The organism is Streptomyces prunicolor NBRC 13075, assembly GCF_000367365.1.
Taxonomy (GTDB): domain Bacteria; phylum Actinomycetota; class Actinomycetes; order Streptomycetales; family Streptomycetaceae; genus Streptomyces; species Streptomyces prunicolor.
Genome location: NZ_BARF01000002.1, coordinates 118,441 through 132,178, shown reverse-complemented (window position 1 = coordinate 132,178; position 13,738 = coordinate 118,441). Strand labels below are relative to the sequence as shown.

At 71.3% G+C, this 13,738-nt stretch carries 14 protein-coding genes; 3 read left to right on the top strand and 11 right to left on the bottom strand.

Annotation, left to right across the window (positions count from 1 at the left end; translation table 11 throughout):
* Positions 1 to 3 precede the first annotated feature (3 nt).
* From SPR02S_RS01015 to SPR02S_RS00995, 5 genes are all read right to left on the bottom strand, one after another.
* The gene (locus SPR02S_RS01015; RefSeq protein WP_019055068.1) at positions 4 to 2,100 is read right to left on the bottom strand and encodes a copper resistance CopC/CopD family protein; all 2,097 of its coding nucleotides are present in this window, start codon (positions 2,098 to 2,100) and stop codon (positions 4 to 6) included.
* Between the two features lie 15 nt (positions 2,101 to 2,115).
* Complete coding sequence (locus SPR02S_RS01010) at positions 2,116 to 2,559, bottom strand: copper chaperone PCu(A)C (RefSeq protein WP_019055067.1); 444 nt, start codon at positions 2,557 to 2,559, stop codon at positions 2,116 to 2,118.
* Entirely contained in the window at positions 2,556 to 3,206 is a 651-nt protein-coding gene (locus SPR02S_RS01005; protein ID WP_019055066.1) for an SCO family protein, read from the bottom strand. The genes SPR02S_RS01010 and SPR02S_RS01005 overlap by 4 nt, the downstream gene beginning before the upstream one ends.
* Before the next feature lie 93 nt (positions 3,207 to 3,299).
* On the bottom strand, positions 3,300 to 4,037 hold the full coding sequence (locus SPR02S_RS01000; RefSeq protein WP_019055065.1) for a YcnI family copper-binding membrane protein: 738 nt from the start codon (positions 4,035 to 4,037) through the stop codon (positions 3,300 to 3,302).
* A gap of 171 nt (positions 4,038 to 4,208) precedes the next feature.
* On the bottom strand, positions 4,209 to 5,054 hold the full coding sequence (locus tag SPR02S_RS00995) for a hypothetical protein (RefSeq protein WP_026150095.1): 846 nt from the start codon (positions 5,052 to 5,054) through the stop codon (positions 4,209 to 4,211).
* A 236-nt stretch (positions 5,055 to 5,290) separates the two neighbouring features.
* Here SPR02S_RS00995 and SPR02S_RS00990 point away from each other — a divergent pair, with 236 nt between their 5' ends.
* The 3 genes from SPR02S_RS00990 (at position 5,291) to SPR02S_RS00980 (ending at position 7,611) form a co-directional block, all read left to right on the top strand.
* Positions 5,291 to 5,737, top strand: coding sequence for an ATP-binding protein (locus SPR02S_RS00990; protein WP_019055063.1), 447 nt, complete (start codon positions 5,291 to 5,293; stop codon positions 5,735 to 5,737).
* 98 nt (positions 5,738 to 5,835) lie between these two features.
* Positions 5,836 to 6,768 carry an intradiol ring-cleavage dioxygenase gene (locus tag SPR02S_RS00985; protein ID WP_174447510.1) on the top strand — a complete coding sequence of 311 codons (933 nt, stop codon included), beginning with the start codon at positions 5,836 to 5,838 and terminating at the stop codon, positions 6,766 to 6,768.
* A gap of 9 nt (positions 6,769 to 6,777) precedes the next feature.
* Positions 6,778 to 7,611: a triphosphoribosyl-dephospho-CoA synthase gene (locus SPR02S_RS00980; RefSeq protein WP_019055061.1), complete on the top strand. Its 834-nt coding sequence runs from the start codon at positions 6,778 to 6,780 to the stop codon at positions 7,609 to 7,611.
* Between the two features lie 62 nt (positions 7,612 to 7,673).
* On the opposite strand, the gene SPR02S_RS66050 is transcribed toward SPR02S_RS00980, so the two are convergent.
* The 6 genes from SPR02S_RS66050 to SPR02S_RS00960 form a co-directional block, all read right to left on the bottom strand.
* The gene (locus SPR02S_RS66050) at positions 7,674 to 8,195 is read right to left on the bottom strand and encodes an MFS transporter (protein ID WP_373283237.1); all 522 of its coding nucleotides are present in this window, start codon (positions 8,193 to 8,195) and stop codon (positions 7,674 to 7,676) included.
* Positions 8,159 to 8,707 carry a hypothetical protein gene (locus SPR02S_RS66045; protein WP_373283236.1) on the bottom strand — a complete coding sequence of 183 codons (549 nt, stop codon included), beginning with the start codon at positions 8,705 to 8,707 and terminating at the stop codon, positions 8,159 to 8,161. Before SPR02S_RS66045 ends, SPR02S_RS66050 begins: the two co-directional genes overlap by 37 nt.
* A 56-nt stretch (positions 8,708 to 8,763) precedes the next feature.
* On the bottom strand, positions 8,764 to 8,973 hold the full coding sequence (locus SPR02S_RS66040; RefSeq protein ID WP_373283235.1) for a hypothetical protein: 210 nt from the start codon (positions 8,971 to 8,973) through the stop codon (positions 8,764 to 8,766).
* Between the two features lie 122 nt (positions 8,974 to 9,095).
* Entirely contained in the window at positions 9,096 to 10,469 is a 1,374-nt protein-coding gene (gene pdxR, locus SPR02S_RS00970) for a MocR-like pyridoxine biosynthesis transcription factor PdxR (protein WP_019055060.1), read from the bottom strand.
* 129 nt (positions 10,470 to 10,598) lie between these two features.
* Positions 10,599 to 12,065, bottom strand: coding sequence for an aminopeptidase P family protein (locus SPR02S_RS00965; RefSeq protein ID WP_019055059.1), 1,467 nt, complete (start codon positions 12,063 to 12,065; stop codon positions 10,599 to 10,601).
* 93 nt (positions 12,066 to 12,158) lie between these two features.
* Positions 12,159 to 13,703 (bottom strand): PP2C family protein-serine/threonine phosphatase, encoded by a 1,545-nt coding sequence (locus SPR02S_RS00960; protein ID WP_078622771.1) that lies wholly within the window; start codon positions 13,701 to 13,703, stop codon positions 12,159 to 12,161.
* Between the last annotated feature and the right edge of the window lie 35 nt (positions 13,704 to 13,738).

Sequence of the window (13,738 nt, the reverse complement as noted above, 5' to 3'; positions counted from 1 at the left end):
GGTTCAGCCGATCTGCGCGTTCTTGTCGACGGTCGTCTGGTCGATGTCGGAGGTCCGCACGGTCACCGAGATCTTCCAGTCGCCCGCCATGGGGATCTGGATTCCGTTCGCGGCCCAGTGCCCGGTGGCGATGCGGTCGGGCGTCACGGGCAGCGGGCCGATCTTCTTCGCGGCGAGGGTGAAGGCGACCTTCACCTCGGGGACGTCGAAGGCCCGGCCGTTGGGGCGCTGCACATAGACGTGCATCTCGTTGCCGCCCACACGCGCGGGGTCGAGGTCGAGCCTGATGACACCCTTGCCGTCCGTGCCTCCGGTGTCGAAGGACATGTCCAGGGTCAGCGCGCCGGAGGACGATGTGGCCGCGGACGAGGACGATGCCTTGGCCGCCTTGGCGTCCTCCTCCGTGCGGCCCGGTTCGGTGGTCGTCAGGGCCGTGGTGACGGCGAGGACGACGACGGCGACGGCGGCCTCGGCGAGCACCGAGCGGCGCAGTCCGAAGCGGATCGGGTCGGCGTCCCGCAGTCGCTTCTGCCGCGCGGTGTCCACGGCGGTCTGCTGGCGGGCGAGTTGGGTGGCGCGCTTGGAGTCGCCGGGCCCCTCGGAATCGGCGCCCTTGGTGGAGGCGGCCACCTCGGAGTCGGCCTCGGCAGACGCGGTGGCGTCGGCGACACCGGCCTTGGCGGCGGTCGTAGCGCTGGAGGCACTGGCCGCGGCGGACGTCGTAGCGTTGGAGTCGGCGGTCTTCGTGGACGCGCTGGCGTGCGCCTTCTCCTTCTCCGGCGCGCGCTCTTCGACGACTGTCGCGCTCGCCTCGGCCGTCTCCGCCAGCCGTGCCGTCCAGCGCCGCGAGATCGACGCGATGCCGACGAGCAGCGCCACGAGGCCGATCTTCACGAGCAGCAGCTGGCCGTAGCCGGTGTCGGTGAACGCCGACCAGGAGCCGAGCTGGCGCCAGGACTGGTAGATGCCGGTCGCGACGAGCGCGAGGACGCTGCCGAAGGCGATGCGCGAGAAGTTCTGTACGGCCGTCCGCCCGACCAGGTTGTCGGCGGGCGCCCGGTACAGCGCGACGAGGAGGGCGGACAGGCCGCCGAGCCAGATCGCGACGGCCAGCAGGTGGACGACGTCCACGGGCATCGCGATGCCCGGCTGGAGCCCGGTCGAGGCGTGCTCGGCCAGCGCCCAGCTCGCGGCGAGCCCCGAGGCGACCACACCGCCGCCGATCGCGAGACCGAAGGTGAGGTCCCGCTTCTCCTCGTCCTCGCTTGAATCAGGCAGTCGGCGCGAAGCGCCGTCAGGCAGGGTGGTGGTGGGAGACGGGCGGGCGTACGCGCCGAAGAGCACGGCGATGAACAGCGCGGCGGCGGCGAGCAGCAGCAGCCGGGAGACGAGCGCCGCGCCCGTCTTGGTCTGGAGGACCTGCCCGAGGAGGTTCAGGTCGAAGATGTCGCCGAACTTCCCGCTGGTCGTGTACGAGCCGCGCAGGAGCAGCAGCCACAGCGTGGCCGCGGTCAGCGAGAACCAGCCGGAGACGACCAGCCGCTGCAGCGCGCGCACCCCGGCGCCCCGCTGCCAGCACGCCAGGATGAAGGCGGCGCCGCCCACCATGACGATGAAACCGGCGTACGACATGTAGCGCCCGAAGCCGTACAGCCCGCCGACGAGCCCGCCGCCCACGTCCTGGTCGGAGACCGAGACGGTGGTCTTGGAGGGGGCGCCGACGGAGAAGGTGAAGGCGCCGGCGACCGGGTGGCTGTCGGCCGACACGACCTGCCAGGCCACCGTGTACGTGCCGTCGGGCAGGCCGCTGCGGACCTGGATGGCGTACGTCGTACCGCTGACGTTGGACGGTTTGCCGACGTCGACGCGTTTGCCCTTCGGGTCGAGCACGCGCAGCGAGTCGTTGTTCGTCGCCACCTTCTCGGAGAAGGTGAGCGAGATCTGCGTCGGAGCCTTGTCGACCACCACCCCCGAACTGGGGTCGCTGCCGGTCAGCGCGGCGTGCGCGGAGGCGGTACCCGCCCCGGCGAAGAGCATGCCGGTGACGGCCAGGAGCAGCAGCACCAGATTGCGGACGCGGGGGGTGATGGTCGTCTTCAAGGTGGGGTCCCTCCCTCAGTGCCCGGTCGTGGGGTTGTACGTCGCCGACTTCACGGGCATCTCAACCGTGAGAGGGCCGGACTTGGCAAAGTGCAGCTTCACGGTCACGCTGTCGCCCTGCTTCAGGGTGTGCTTCAGCTTGTCGAACATCAGGTGGTTGCCCCCGCTCTTGAACACGAGTTGACCGTGTGCGGGCACAGCGAGGGACTTCACCTCCTCCATCGCCTGGCCGACCGTCTCGTGCACGGAGACCGGGCCGAGGTCGCTGGTCACGGAGGTCAACTCGTCCTTCGCACCGCCCTTGTTGGCGATGTCCAGGAAGCCCGCCGCCATGTCCGAGACGGGCTGGGGCATATAGGCGGAGCTGACGGAGAGCTGGGCCTTGGCGTCGTCCGAGCCGCAGCCGGTGAGGACCAGCGCGCCGGTCAGCACCGCGACGGGTACGGCGAACTGCCTCACGGGTTCTCCCCCTTGATGATCTTGGGGAGGTCCTTGGTGTAGTCGTCGACGGTGGCGTCCTGGTCGTAGAGCAGGTAACCGCCGTTGGTCTTCGGGGAGAACGCGACGACCTGGGTGCCGTGGACGGAGACCAGCTTGCCGTTCTTGTCCTTCGTGGTCGGCTCGATGGAGATGCCCATGGTGCGGGCGCCGGCCTGGATGGTGGCGAAGTTGCCGGTCAGGCCGACGAACTGGGTGTCGATGCCCTTGAGCCACTTGCCGAGTTCCGACGGGGTGTCCCGCGCCGGGTCGGTGGTGACGAACACGACCAGCAGCTTGTCCTGCTCGGCCTTGGACAGCGACTTCTTGGCGACGGCGATGTTGTTCATCGTCAGCGGGCAGATGTCGGGGCAGTGGGTGTAGCCGAAGTAGATCAGCGTCGGCCGGTTCTTGGACTCCGCGCGGAGGTCGTACTTCTTGCCGTGCGTGTCCGTGAGGACCAGGTCCGGCTTCTCGAACGGGGTGTCGAGGACGGTGGCGGCCTTCGTCGCGGTGTCCTCGGAGACCACGGAGACGGGGCTCTGGCTGTCGTCGCCGCTCCCGCAGGCGGAGAGCGTCAGGGTGGCGGCGGCGAGCAGAACGGCCGCCGCGAACGTCTTCTTGCGCATAGAGAAATGTCCCAGTTGTGAGAGCTCCGGCGCGCACCGGGGTCGTACGCAAGAGTCGCACGGACCCCTGTGCGCGCCATGAGTGAACGGGCCTCAGACGGTCGTACGCCGTCGGCCGGCGAGAACGCCGTACGCCACGCCCGCCGCGCCGACGGCGATGCCGACCACGCCGAGGACGCGGGCGGTGGTGTCGGAAGAGTCGGCGGACGACGAGGTGGAGTCGGAAGCGGTGGTCTCGGTCTTGTCGGAGGCGTCCTCAGCGGTCGCGCCCGAGGCGGAGGCGGAAGTCAGGGTGAGCGTCGGAGCCGGGTTCTCGGGCTCCTCCTCGCCGTCCTTCTGCACCTCGATCCAGCGCACGACATCCTTGTCGGAGTACGTCTGCAGCGCCTTGAAGACGAGCTGGTCGGCGTCCGTGGGCAGCATGCCGACAGAGACCGGGAACTTCTGGAAGTAGCCCGGCTCGACGCCCTTGCCGGTCGCGGTCCAGGTGACCTTGGTGACGGCCTCGGTGATCGTCTCGCCGTGCATCTCGGCGGGCTTGGCCAGCTTCGACTTGGTGACCTTGACGGTCCAGCCGCTGATCGGCTCCGGCATCACGGAGGCCAGCGGGTGCTCGGTCGGGAAGGTGACTTCCAGCTTGGTGGTCGAGGCGTCGTCACGCTCGTTCGGGACCTTGAAGTCGACGACCGCGTAGCCGCCCTTGACGGCCGCGCCCTCCGGTTGCACGGAGACGTGCGCGAAGGCGGGCGAGGACAGGACGAGCACGGCCGAGCCGGCGACGGCAGCGGCGGCGGCGATACGAGAGGTCTTGATGGACGGCATGGTCTTCATGGAAAGGAGCACTCCACTTCGAGTTCGAGTGAGTTCCGGTGGTGAAGAGGGGCGCGTGGTGTCCCAGGTGCATCGGGGTTTCCCGGCGGGAGAACACAGGCACGCGCGTGTGCCGCACGACGGCGGCCTCTTCACGCACAGAAGGGAGTGCGGGTCGGTGGTCGCGTCGCGTCAGGCGGCGAGGGAGTGTGCGGCGGCGACCGGCGGGCCGCGGCGGATCACCGAGTGCTGGAGCGCGGCGGTGTGCGGCGCGGGCGGCGCGAAGACGGCGCTACGACGCGGACGCGGGCCCGCCTCGGGCGCCCCCGGCAGCCCGGCCCGCAGGGCGCGCACCAGGGCGAGGGCCCCGCGCAGGGACCGTACGAGCGCCCCTTCCGCGGCTCCATGCGCCGAGAGTTCCATCAGGCGCAGCAGCGTCAGGTCCCCGCGCCGCAGCAGCCAGCCCGCGGCGAGCGCCGCGAGGACGTGACCGAGCAGCATGGACAGGGACGGGAACAGCGACATTGAGGAGCCGGCGGAGGCGGACATGGAGTCCGCCGGGTGATGCATCGACCCCATGGAGCTCATCGAGCCGGTCGAACCCATCGCGCCCGAGGCCGGCAACAGCCGCGCGTCGGTGAGGATCTGGTGGGCCTGCGCCGGGCTGATCCCCGCGGCGGTGGTCCCGCACAGGAGATGTGCGGCGCGCGCGACGAGCGTGGCGTCGGAGGTCGACAAGGTGCCGGTGGCCGACGTACCCGTGCTCTGCCCGAGCCCGAACAGCGTGTGCAGCACGGTCTGTCCGACCGCGAGCGGCACCACGATCCCCGGCAGCGAGCGCGCCCGCCCGGCGAGCGGCGCCACGACGAGGAAGGTCGCGAGGAAGCCCGCGCCCACTGTCCACAGCGGAACGGTGGCGCAGGAGGCGATGGCGTGACCGGCCGCGGCCAGCACGACACAGACCGCGGCGAACACCGCGGCCCTCAGGACCCGGAGTTCACCTCCGGAGCGCGCCGTACATGGGTGGGGGGCAGTCATGGCGGGCTCATCATCGCACCGGCCTTATTGCCGCCATACGGCAGGTCCGCAACATCGGGACCATAGTGTGTCGTAGCTCACAAAGATCACTCTCCGGCGTGAGCTACCTCCGGATACACCAATTACGTTTGGGACGCATCGCCCATATGGGCGGCATCACGTCAACTCCGTGCTTACACAGGGGCACTGGCGGCAATAGGTATCACTATGTCGAGCCGCGGCCGGGAGGCTGGAGCATGAGCATCTGGTGGTCACTCCATCTGAGGCGCGAGGCCGCGAGCGTGCCACTCGCCCGGCGACTGTTCCTCGGCACGATGGAGACCGCGGGCGTCGACCCGGACATCTCCTACGACCTCTCCGTCGCCCTGAGCGAGGCGTGCGCCAACGCCGTCGAGCACGGCGGCGACACCGCGCACGGCGCGCCCACGGAGGCGTACCGGGTCACCGCGTACCTCGACGGCGAGAAGTGTCGTATCGAAGTCGCGGACTCGGGCCCCGGTTTCGCCCGCACGCAGTCCGTCCGCCCGGCCCCGAGCGAGGCCGAGAACGGCCGCGGCCTGTGCCTCATCCAGGAACTCGCCGACCACGTCCACATCGGCAACAAGCCGGGCGTGGGCGGCGCGGTGGTGAGCTTCGACAAGATCCTGAAGTGGCGGAAGGACGCGCCGTTGATGGCGGTGTAGCCGGGAGGTTCCCGCCGGCTTCAGCTTTCTGAGCATTCTTACCTTGCGCACAGCGCATGCTCATGCCCCTGACGGCTGCCGTCCATAGCTTCGTGATCATGACGGGAAACCACAAGGACAGAACCATCAGCCGGCGCCGCGCTCTCGCGGTGACCGGCGGGACGGTCGCGGCCGGCGGGCTGGTCGCCGCCGGGTTCCAGTCGGCGTTCGCCGACACCGCCGACACGACGACCGACGCGGACGCGACGGCCTCGGCCAGTTCGACCAGCAGTGAGTGCATGACGCTGATGACGAGCGTCACGGAGGGCCCCTACTACCTCGACGGTGCCTTGGTGCGCAAGGACATCACCGAGGGCAAGGCGGGCGTCCCGCTCACCCTGCGGCTGACGGTCGTCGACGCCACGGACGGCTGCACGCCGGTCAAGGGCGCGGCCGTGGAGATCTGGCACTGCGACGCCTGGGGCTACTACTCCGGCTACACCACCGCCAACCCCGGCGGCTCGGCCCCCGCGGAGAGCGAGGAGGGCGACTCCGCCAACGACCTCACCTACCTGCGGGGTTACCAGGTGGCCAACGCCAACGGGGTCGTCAAGTTCGAGACGATCTTCCCGGGCTGGTACACGCCCCGCACCTGCCACATCCACGTCAAGGTGCACACCGGCGGTGAGAAGGAGGACGGCACCTACGAGGGCGGCAAGGTCAACTACACCGGCCAACTGTTCTTCGCCGACGACGTAGCCGAGGAGATCTTCACCCTCGACCCGTATGCCAAGCACACGGGCTCGTACACCGTCCTCGCCGACGACATGGTCTACGACGGCGGTGGCGCCGCCAGCGGCCTGCTCACCCTCAAGGCCGTACACAAGAAGGACCCGTCCAAGGGCTACAAGGGCTCACTGACCCTCGGCGTCGACCCGGATGCCGAGAGCACGGGCGTCGGCAGCGGCGGAGGCGGTACGCCCCCGAGCGACGCCCCGACGGGCACTCCGCCCAGCGACAGCCCCTCCCCTTCGGCCTCCGCCTCCTCGTAAGGTACGACGATGCAGAGCCGCGAGGACGAGGCACTGGCGCGGGCCGCCGTGGACGCGCTCACCGGGCAACTGGCGCTGGCTCCCAAGCCGGGCCTGCCCGACCCGCGCGACCTGGCCGCCCGTACGACCCGCGTGGACCACTGCGCCCTGCGCTGGTCCGCCAAGGCGCTGACACCCGGCCTCGCGGCGATGGCGGCCGCCGCCCGCCGCACCGGCGAGCCAACTCCCGTGCTCCGCGCGGAACTCGGCGCGATCGGCCGCTGCACGGAGCACTCCGTGGCGCTCGCGGGCGGCGGCCACCGCGGCGCCCTGTGGGCGCTGGGCCTCCTGGTCGCGGCGGCCGCCCTGGACCCCCACGCGGGGGCCAAGGACGTCGCCGCGACCGCGAAGCGCATCGCCGCCCACCCCGACCGCCGCGCCCCGCGCAAGGCCTCGCGCGGCTCGTCGATCTCGGCGAAGTACGGCGCGGCCGGTGCGCGGGGCGAGGCGAAGGCCGGATTCCCGCACGTACGGCGGGCGCTGGACACCCTCGCCACGACCCGCGCGGCCGGGGCGACGGAGACACAGGCCCGCCTGGACGCCCTGCTCACGGTGATGTCCACCCTCCAGGACACCGAACTCCTGCACGCCGTGGGCCCGTTGGGCCTGCGGCACGTCCAGGCGGGGGCCCGGGGCGTCCTGGAGGCGGGCGGCACGGCGACGCCGGCGGGCGCGGAAGCCCTGATCGCCTTCGACAACGACCTCCACACGCGCGCGTGGAGCCCTCGCGGAAGTGCGGGGCTCCTGGCGGGCGCGCTGTTCCTGGACTCTCTACCGGTCAAGTCGCCGGCGTGGGCCGCCTGAACCTGAAGAGGACCGATACCGGTCAGTCACCGGCATAGGTGGCGTGATCGGACCCGTACTGGTCAACTCGCCAGTGCGGGCTGCCTGTTCGCCTCACCCGCATCGCCCGCCTCCTCGCCCGCCTCACGACCCGCACCCGCCGCCCTCCGCACCGCCGGCCCCATCGCGTACGACGCCACGACCGTCGCCCCGCCCAGCAGCAGCCACCTCGGCGTCCCCCACTCCAGGAGGAGGGACGTCAGCACCAGGGGACCCATCGTCCTGGCCACGGTGACACCGGTCCCGAAGAAGCCCTGGTACTCGCCCACCCGGTCAACAGGCGCCAGCTCGAAGGAGAGTTGCCAGGAACCCGCCGACTGCCCCATCTCGGCGGCCACTTGGAGCACCGCCCCGACCACCAGCGCCCCCACGGCCACCCACGGCGACGCGCCCGCCGACAGGGCGAACACCGCGCAGGCCGCCAGCATGATCCAGCCGGATCGCCGCACCGCGCGCGTGGCCGACGCGAGCCCCGTGATCCCGCGGGCCGTGCGCACCTGGAAGACCATCACCGCCCCGGTGTTGAGCACGAACAGCGCGGACACCAGCCAGGTCGGCGCGTCCGTCCTCCCCCACTGCCTAAAGGGCGTGGGAGGTGCCCCCACGCGATCCACAGCGGCAGCCCGAGGCTGAGCAACGGCATCCGCAGCAGCACGGTGTTGAGCAGCGTGACGACGACGTACGGCCGGTCCCGCAGCACGCCGAGCCCGCCCGCCTTCCGCACCTGGACGCCCCGCACCAACAGCCCCGCGCACACCAGGAAGCTCACCGCGTCCAGCGCGAACACCCCGAGGTACGCCGACCGCGTCCCCGCCCGCAGCGCGAGCCCGCCGAGACCCGCGCCCACCGCGAGACCGGCGTTCAGCGTCGACTGGAGGTGTGCCAGCAGCCCGGTCCGCTCCCCGGCGGACACCAGCCCCGCCAGCAACGCCTGCCGGGCCGCAGCGAGCCCCGACTGCGCGGACGCGTAGGCACACGCGGCGATCACGAACGGCACGAATCCCCGTACGACGAGGAAGGACGCCACCGCGAGCCCCGTGGCCAGCGCCAGCAGCACCGCCGTACCGCGCGGTCCACGCCGGTCGGCCAGCCGCCTGGGGGTCCCCCAGGCCCTTAAGGCACTGGGGGAGGCACCCCGACCAGCGAACCGACGGCCCACGCGAGGGTGAGCCCGAGGCCCACGCGCGCGGGGGCGAGCCCGACGACGTGGGTGAAGTACAGCGCCGAGGTCACGTAGTAGGCGCCGTCACCGACCGAGTTGGTCAACTGGGCGAGTGCGAGGGTGCGTTGCGGGCCCGCGGGCGGGACGAGTGCGTTCGTCATGTGTACGACGGTAGGACGAGGTTGGGCCCTTCAAGAGGCCCAATCACTCACTCTTTCAGTGGCCCAATCCAACACGCTCGCCCCGGACCGCCCAAGCCCAACCCCTAACCCCCACCCCCTTCTCACGCCCCTTCCAGCACCCGCCCCAACACCTCCAGCGCCTCCGGATACACCCGCTCCCTGGGTGTCCCGTACCCCACCACAAGCCCCTGAGGCCGCCCCTCGCCGCCTCCCGCCGCGTGCCAGTGCTCCCCGAGCCGCCCGACCGCGAGCCCCTCCTCCTCGGCCCGCGCGAGCGCCGCCTCCTCGTCGGCGACCTCCACCAGCGCGTGCAGCCCGGCCGCGATGCCGTAAACGTTTGCGTGCGCCCCCAGCCGGCCGAGGAGCTGGTCCCGGCGGCGCCGGTACCGCAACCGGCACGCGCGCACGTGCCGGTCGTAGGCATGGCTGTCGATCAGTTCGGCGAGCGCCAACTGGCCGATGGTCTCGGTGTGGTGGTCGCTGTGCAGCTTGGCGTCGGCGACCGCGTCGACCAGGTGCGGCGGCAGCACCATCCAGCCGAGCCGCAGTGCGGGTCCGAGCGTCTTGGACGCGGTCCCCAGGTACGCGACCTGGCCCGGTGCCATCCCCTGGAGCGCGCCCACGGGCTGGCGGTCGTAGCGGAACTCCCCGTCGTAGTCGTCCTCGACGATCAGGCCTCCGCGCGCGCGTGCCCAGTCGGTCAGCGCCCGTCGGCGCTCCGGGTGCAGCGTCAGGCCGGTCGGGTACTGGTGGGCCGGTGTCACCACCACGGCCGCCGCGTCCCCCAACTCCTCGGCGCGGGCGCCCCGTTCGTCGACCCGTACGGGCACCACGCGCCCGCCGTTGTGCCGCACCACCTCCCGGTGGAACGGCAGCCCCGGGTCCTCCATGGCCACCCTCGAACCGTCGAGCACGTGCGTGAGAAGCGCGAGCCCCTGCACATAGCCGGACGTGATCACGATCCGCTCCGGCGGCGCGATCACCCCGCGCGCCCGCCCCAGGTACCCCGACAGCGCGGTGCGCAGTTCGATACGGCCGCGCGGATCCCCGTAGTCGTACGCCAAGGAGGGTGCCGTCGCGATCGCGCGGCGCAGTGAGCGCAGCCAGGCCGCCGCCGGGAACGTGCCGACGTCGGGGCTGCCGGGCCGTAGGTCGAAACGGGGGACACGCGTGCGTGCCGCCGCGCCCGGTGCCTCCGCGTCGACGGAGGGCAGTCGCGCGACCTCGGTGCCCGAGCCCTGGCGCGCGGTCAGGTAGCCCTCGGCGACGAGCTGGTCGTAGGCCGCCTTCGCGGTGCCTCGGGAGACGCCCAGTTCGGTCGCGAGGCGGCGGGTGGCCGGGAGGCGGGTCCCCGGGGCGAGTCGGCCGTCTCGTACGGCGTCCCGGAGTGCGCGTTCGAGACCGACCCGGCGGCCGCCCTCCGAGTCGGGTTCCAGATGCAGGTCGACACCGACGCCGGACCAGAAGTCGTTCACGAAAAAGCCCTCCCCCTAGGCGCGTTCATGAAAAAAGCTTCCCCCTAGGCATGCGATCGGCACACGAATGGCCGGGCACCGCAGGTGTGCCCGGCCATCAGTCTTCTATCAGTTGGCAGTCGTCAGTCGTCAGCCCTTGAGGGACGCCATCCAGCTCTCGACCTCGGCCGAGGTGCGGGGCAGGCCGTCGGACAGGTTCCGGTTGCCGTCCTCGGTGACCAGGATGTCGTCCTCGATGCGGACGCCGATGCCGCGGTACTCCTCGGGGACGGTGAGATCGTCCGCCTGGAAGTACAGGCCGGGCTCCACCGTGAGGACCATGCCGGGCTCCAGGGTGCCCTCGACGTACGTCTCGGTCCGCGCGGCGGCGCAGTCATGGACGTCCATGCCCAGCATGTGACCCGTGCCGTGCAGCGTCCACCGGCGCTGGAGGCCCAGCTCCAGGACACGCTCCACAGGTCCCTCGACGAGACCCCACTCGACGACCTTCTCGGCCAGCACGCGCTGCGCCGCGTCGTGGAAGTCGCGGTACTTGCCGCCCGGCTGCACCGCCGCGATACCGGCCTCCTGGGCCTCGTAGACGGCGTCGTAGACCTGCTTCTGGATGTCGCTGAAGCGGCCGTTGATCGGCAGCGTGCGCGTGACGTCGGCGGTGTACAGGGTGTACGTCTCGACACCGGCGTCCAGGAGGAGCAGGTCGCCGGAGCGGACCGGGCCGTCGTTGCGCACCCAGTGCAGGGTGCACGCGTGCGGGCCCGCGGCGCAGATCGAGCTGTAGCCGATGTCGTTGCCCTCCACGCGCGCGCGGAGGAAGAACGTGCCCTCGATGTAGCGCTCGGTCCTGGCCTCGGGCTTGTCGAGGACCTTCACCACGTCCTCGAAGCCGCGGACCGTCGAGTCGACGGCCTTCTGCAGCTCGCGGATCTCGAACTCGTCCTTGATCAGGCGTGCTTCGGAGAGGAAGACCCGCAGTTCCTCGTCGCGCTCGGCGGTGACCTTGTCGGTCAGCGCGGCCTCGATGCCGGCGTCGTAGCCGCGCACGACGCGCACCGGGCCGGTGGCCTCGCGCAGGGCGGCGGGCAGTTCGCGGACGTCTGAGGCGGGGATGCCGTAGAGCTGCTCGGCCTCGGTGAGGGAGTGGCGGCGGCCGACCCACAGCTCGCCCTGGCCGGAGAGCCAGAACTCGCCGTTCTCGCGGTCGGAGCGCGGCAGGAGGTAGATCGTCGCCTTGTGGCCCTCGGCGGTGGGCTCCAGGACGAGGACGCCGTCCTCGGTGAGGTTGCCCGTCAGGTACGCGTACTCGACCGACGCCCGGAAGGGGTACTCGGTGTCGTTCGAGCGGATCTTCAGGTTGCCCGCGGGGATCACCAGGCGCTCGCCCGGGAAGCGCGCGGAGAGCGCGGCACGGCGGCGGGCGGTGTGCTCGGCCTGCTCGACGGGCCGCAGATCGTGCAGCTCGGTGTCGGCCCAGCCGGACTTCATGCTCTCGGCCAACTCGTCGGACACGCCCGGGTACAAGCCGTTCTTCCGCTTCTTGATGGGCTCTTCAGACTCATCTTCCGGGGTCTCCGGTGTGAGCTCGTCGGCCACGGTCATCCTCCTAGATACGGCACTGGACCCCGTCCATCGTACGGTCGTACGGAAGGGGGCCCAGGGCCGTATGGCCTGTTACACATGGCTTCCCGGCGACTACTCGAAGCGAGCCGCCAGGAGGACGACGTCCTCGTCGCTGTCGGCCGTGTCGAGGCCGTCCGGCAGGACGGTCCGCAGGACGTGCTCGGCGATCCGGGCCGGGTCGTCGCGCAGCGCCTTGGGGACGCTCGCCGCCGCCGCGTGCAGGCGGGCGAAGGCGCGGTCCATGGGGTCGCCGGTGCGGTGCAGCAGCCCGTCCGTGTAGAGCAGCACCGTCTCGCCGGGCTCCGCCTCCAGCTCCACGCTCGGCGCCTCCCAGCAGGCCAGCATGCCGAGCGGCGCGGACACGGAGGTCTCGACGAACTCCGTGCGCCGCTCGCCGACCAGGAGCGGCGGGCTGTGTCCGGCGCCGGCCAGGGTGATCTTGCGCAGCGCGGGCTCGCAGTAGGCGAACAGGGCGGTGGCCGAGCGGGCGGGTTCGGTGAGCCTGAGGAGCAGTTCGAGGTCGGACAGGACCGCGACCGGGTCCTCGCCCTCCATCACCGCGTACGCCCGCAGGGACGCGCGCAGCCGGCCCATCGCGGCGATCGCGCTCGGCCCGGAACCGGTCACCGAGCCGACGGCGAGGCCGAGCGCGGCATCGGGCAGCGGCAGCGCGTCGTACCAGTCGCCGCCGCCGCGCGGACCCGTGCGGTGCAGCGCGGCGAGCTGCACACCGGCCACGCGGGGGAGCCGGGACGGCAGCAGCTCCTCGGCGATGGTCGTCATGCACGCGCGCGTGCGCTCGACTTCGAGGACCCGGGCGAGGTGCTCGGTGGCGTACCGGGCGTACAGGCCGACGAGGTGGCGCTGCCGCTCGACCGGCTCGGCGGGCTCGTCGTACAGCCACACGGCCGCGCCCAACCGTCCGGCCGCGTCGGTCGCCAGGGGCAGCGCATAGCTGGCCGCATAGCCGAGGCGTACGGCGACCTCGCGGTGGCGCGGGTCGAGGGCGTCCTCGGCGAACAGGTCGGGGTGGACGATCTCGCCGCCCTCGCCCCCTGGAGCGCCGTCGAGAATCTGGCCGTAGGACATCGCCCCGCGCGGGACGGTTTCCATGTGGCCGAGGTCGGAGCGGGCGAGGCCGAGGCCGATGGTGGTGTCGGGGCCCAGGCCGTCGCCGGGTTCGAGGACGACGAGTCCGCGGCGGGCTCCCACCAGGGCGGCTCCGGCGCGCAGCAGCTCCTGGAGTGCTTCGTCGAGTGCGTCCGTGCGTGCCAGCCGCTCCGTGAGTTCATGGAGGGTCGTGAGATCGGACACCCAGCCGGCGAGCCGGTCCTGGAGCAGGGCACCTGGCGCGTTCGGTGCGGTTTCTGGCGTGTTCTGCGTGTTCGAGGAGGGGCTCGGCGGGGTATCGGTGGCGGCAGGCGCGGGCGCGACAGTGTGTGCGGGCGAGGGAACCGTTGAATCGATTCCAGCCACTTTCGAAGGGTGCGGGGCGTTCATGGCGTCCGGCTTTCCGACCGGTGCGTATTGCTCAAAAGCATCGCAAACCCCCATGTCATTCTGCGCCGCTGGCAGTGTCTCCACATGTACACGCACTCGTGAGGGGATGTCCAGCATTGTCCTGCTGGGATTCCTGGTGTCCATGGGTTTAC

Bases quoted from the DNA above. Each gene is read 5' to 3' on its own strand.
- SPR02S_RS01005 (WP_019055066.1), bottom strand. From the start codon at position 3,206: ATGCGCAAGAAGACGTTCGCGGCGGCCGTTCTGCTCGCCGCCGCCACC.
- SPR02S_RS01000 (WP_019055065.1), bottom strand. From the start codon at position 4,037: ATGAAGACCATGCCGTCCATCAAGACCTCTCGTATCGCCGCCGCCGCT.
- SPR02S_RS00995 (WP_026150095.1), bottom strand. From the start codon at position 5,054: ATGACTGCCCCCCACCCATGTACGGCGCGCTCCGGAGGTGAACTCCGG.
- SPR02S_RS00990 (WP_019055063.1), top strand. From the start codon at position 5,291: ATGAGCATCTGGTGGTCACTCCATCTGAGGCGCGAGGCCGCGAGCGTG.
- SPR02S_RS00985 (WP_174447510.1), top strand. From the start codon at position 5,836: ATGACGGGAAACCACAAGGACAGAACCATCAGCCGGCGCCGCGCTCTC.
- SPR02S_RS00980 (WP_019055061.1), top strand. From the start codon at position 6,778: ATGCAGAGCCGCGAGGACGAGGCACTGGCGCGGGCCGCCGTGGACGCG.
- SPR02S_RS66040 (WP_373283235.1), bottom strand. From the start codon at position 8,973: ATGACGAACGCACTCGTCCCGCCCGCGGGCCCGCAACGCACCCTCGCA.
- SPR02S_RS00965 (WP_019055059.1), bottom strand. From the start codon at position 12,065: ATGACCGTGGCCGACGAGCTCACACCGGAGACCCCGGAAGATGAGTCT.
- SPR02S_RS00960 (WP_078622771.1), bottom strand. From the start codon at position 13,703: ATGCTGGACATCCCCTCACGAGTGCGTGTACATGTGGAGACACTGCCA.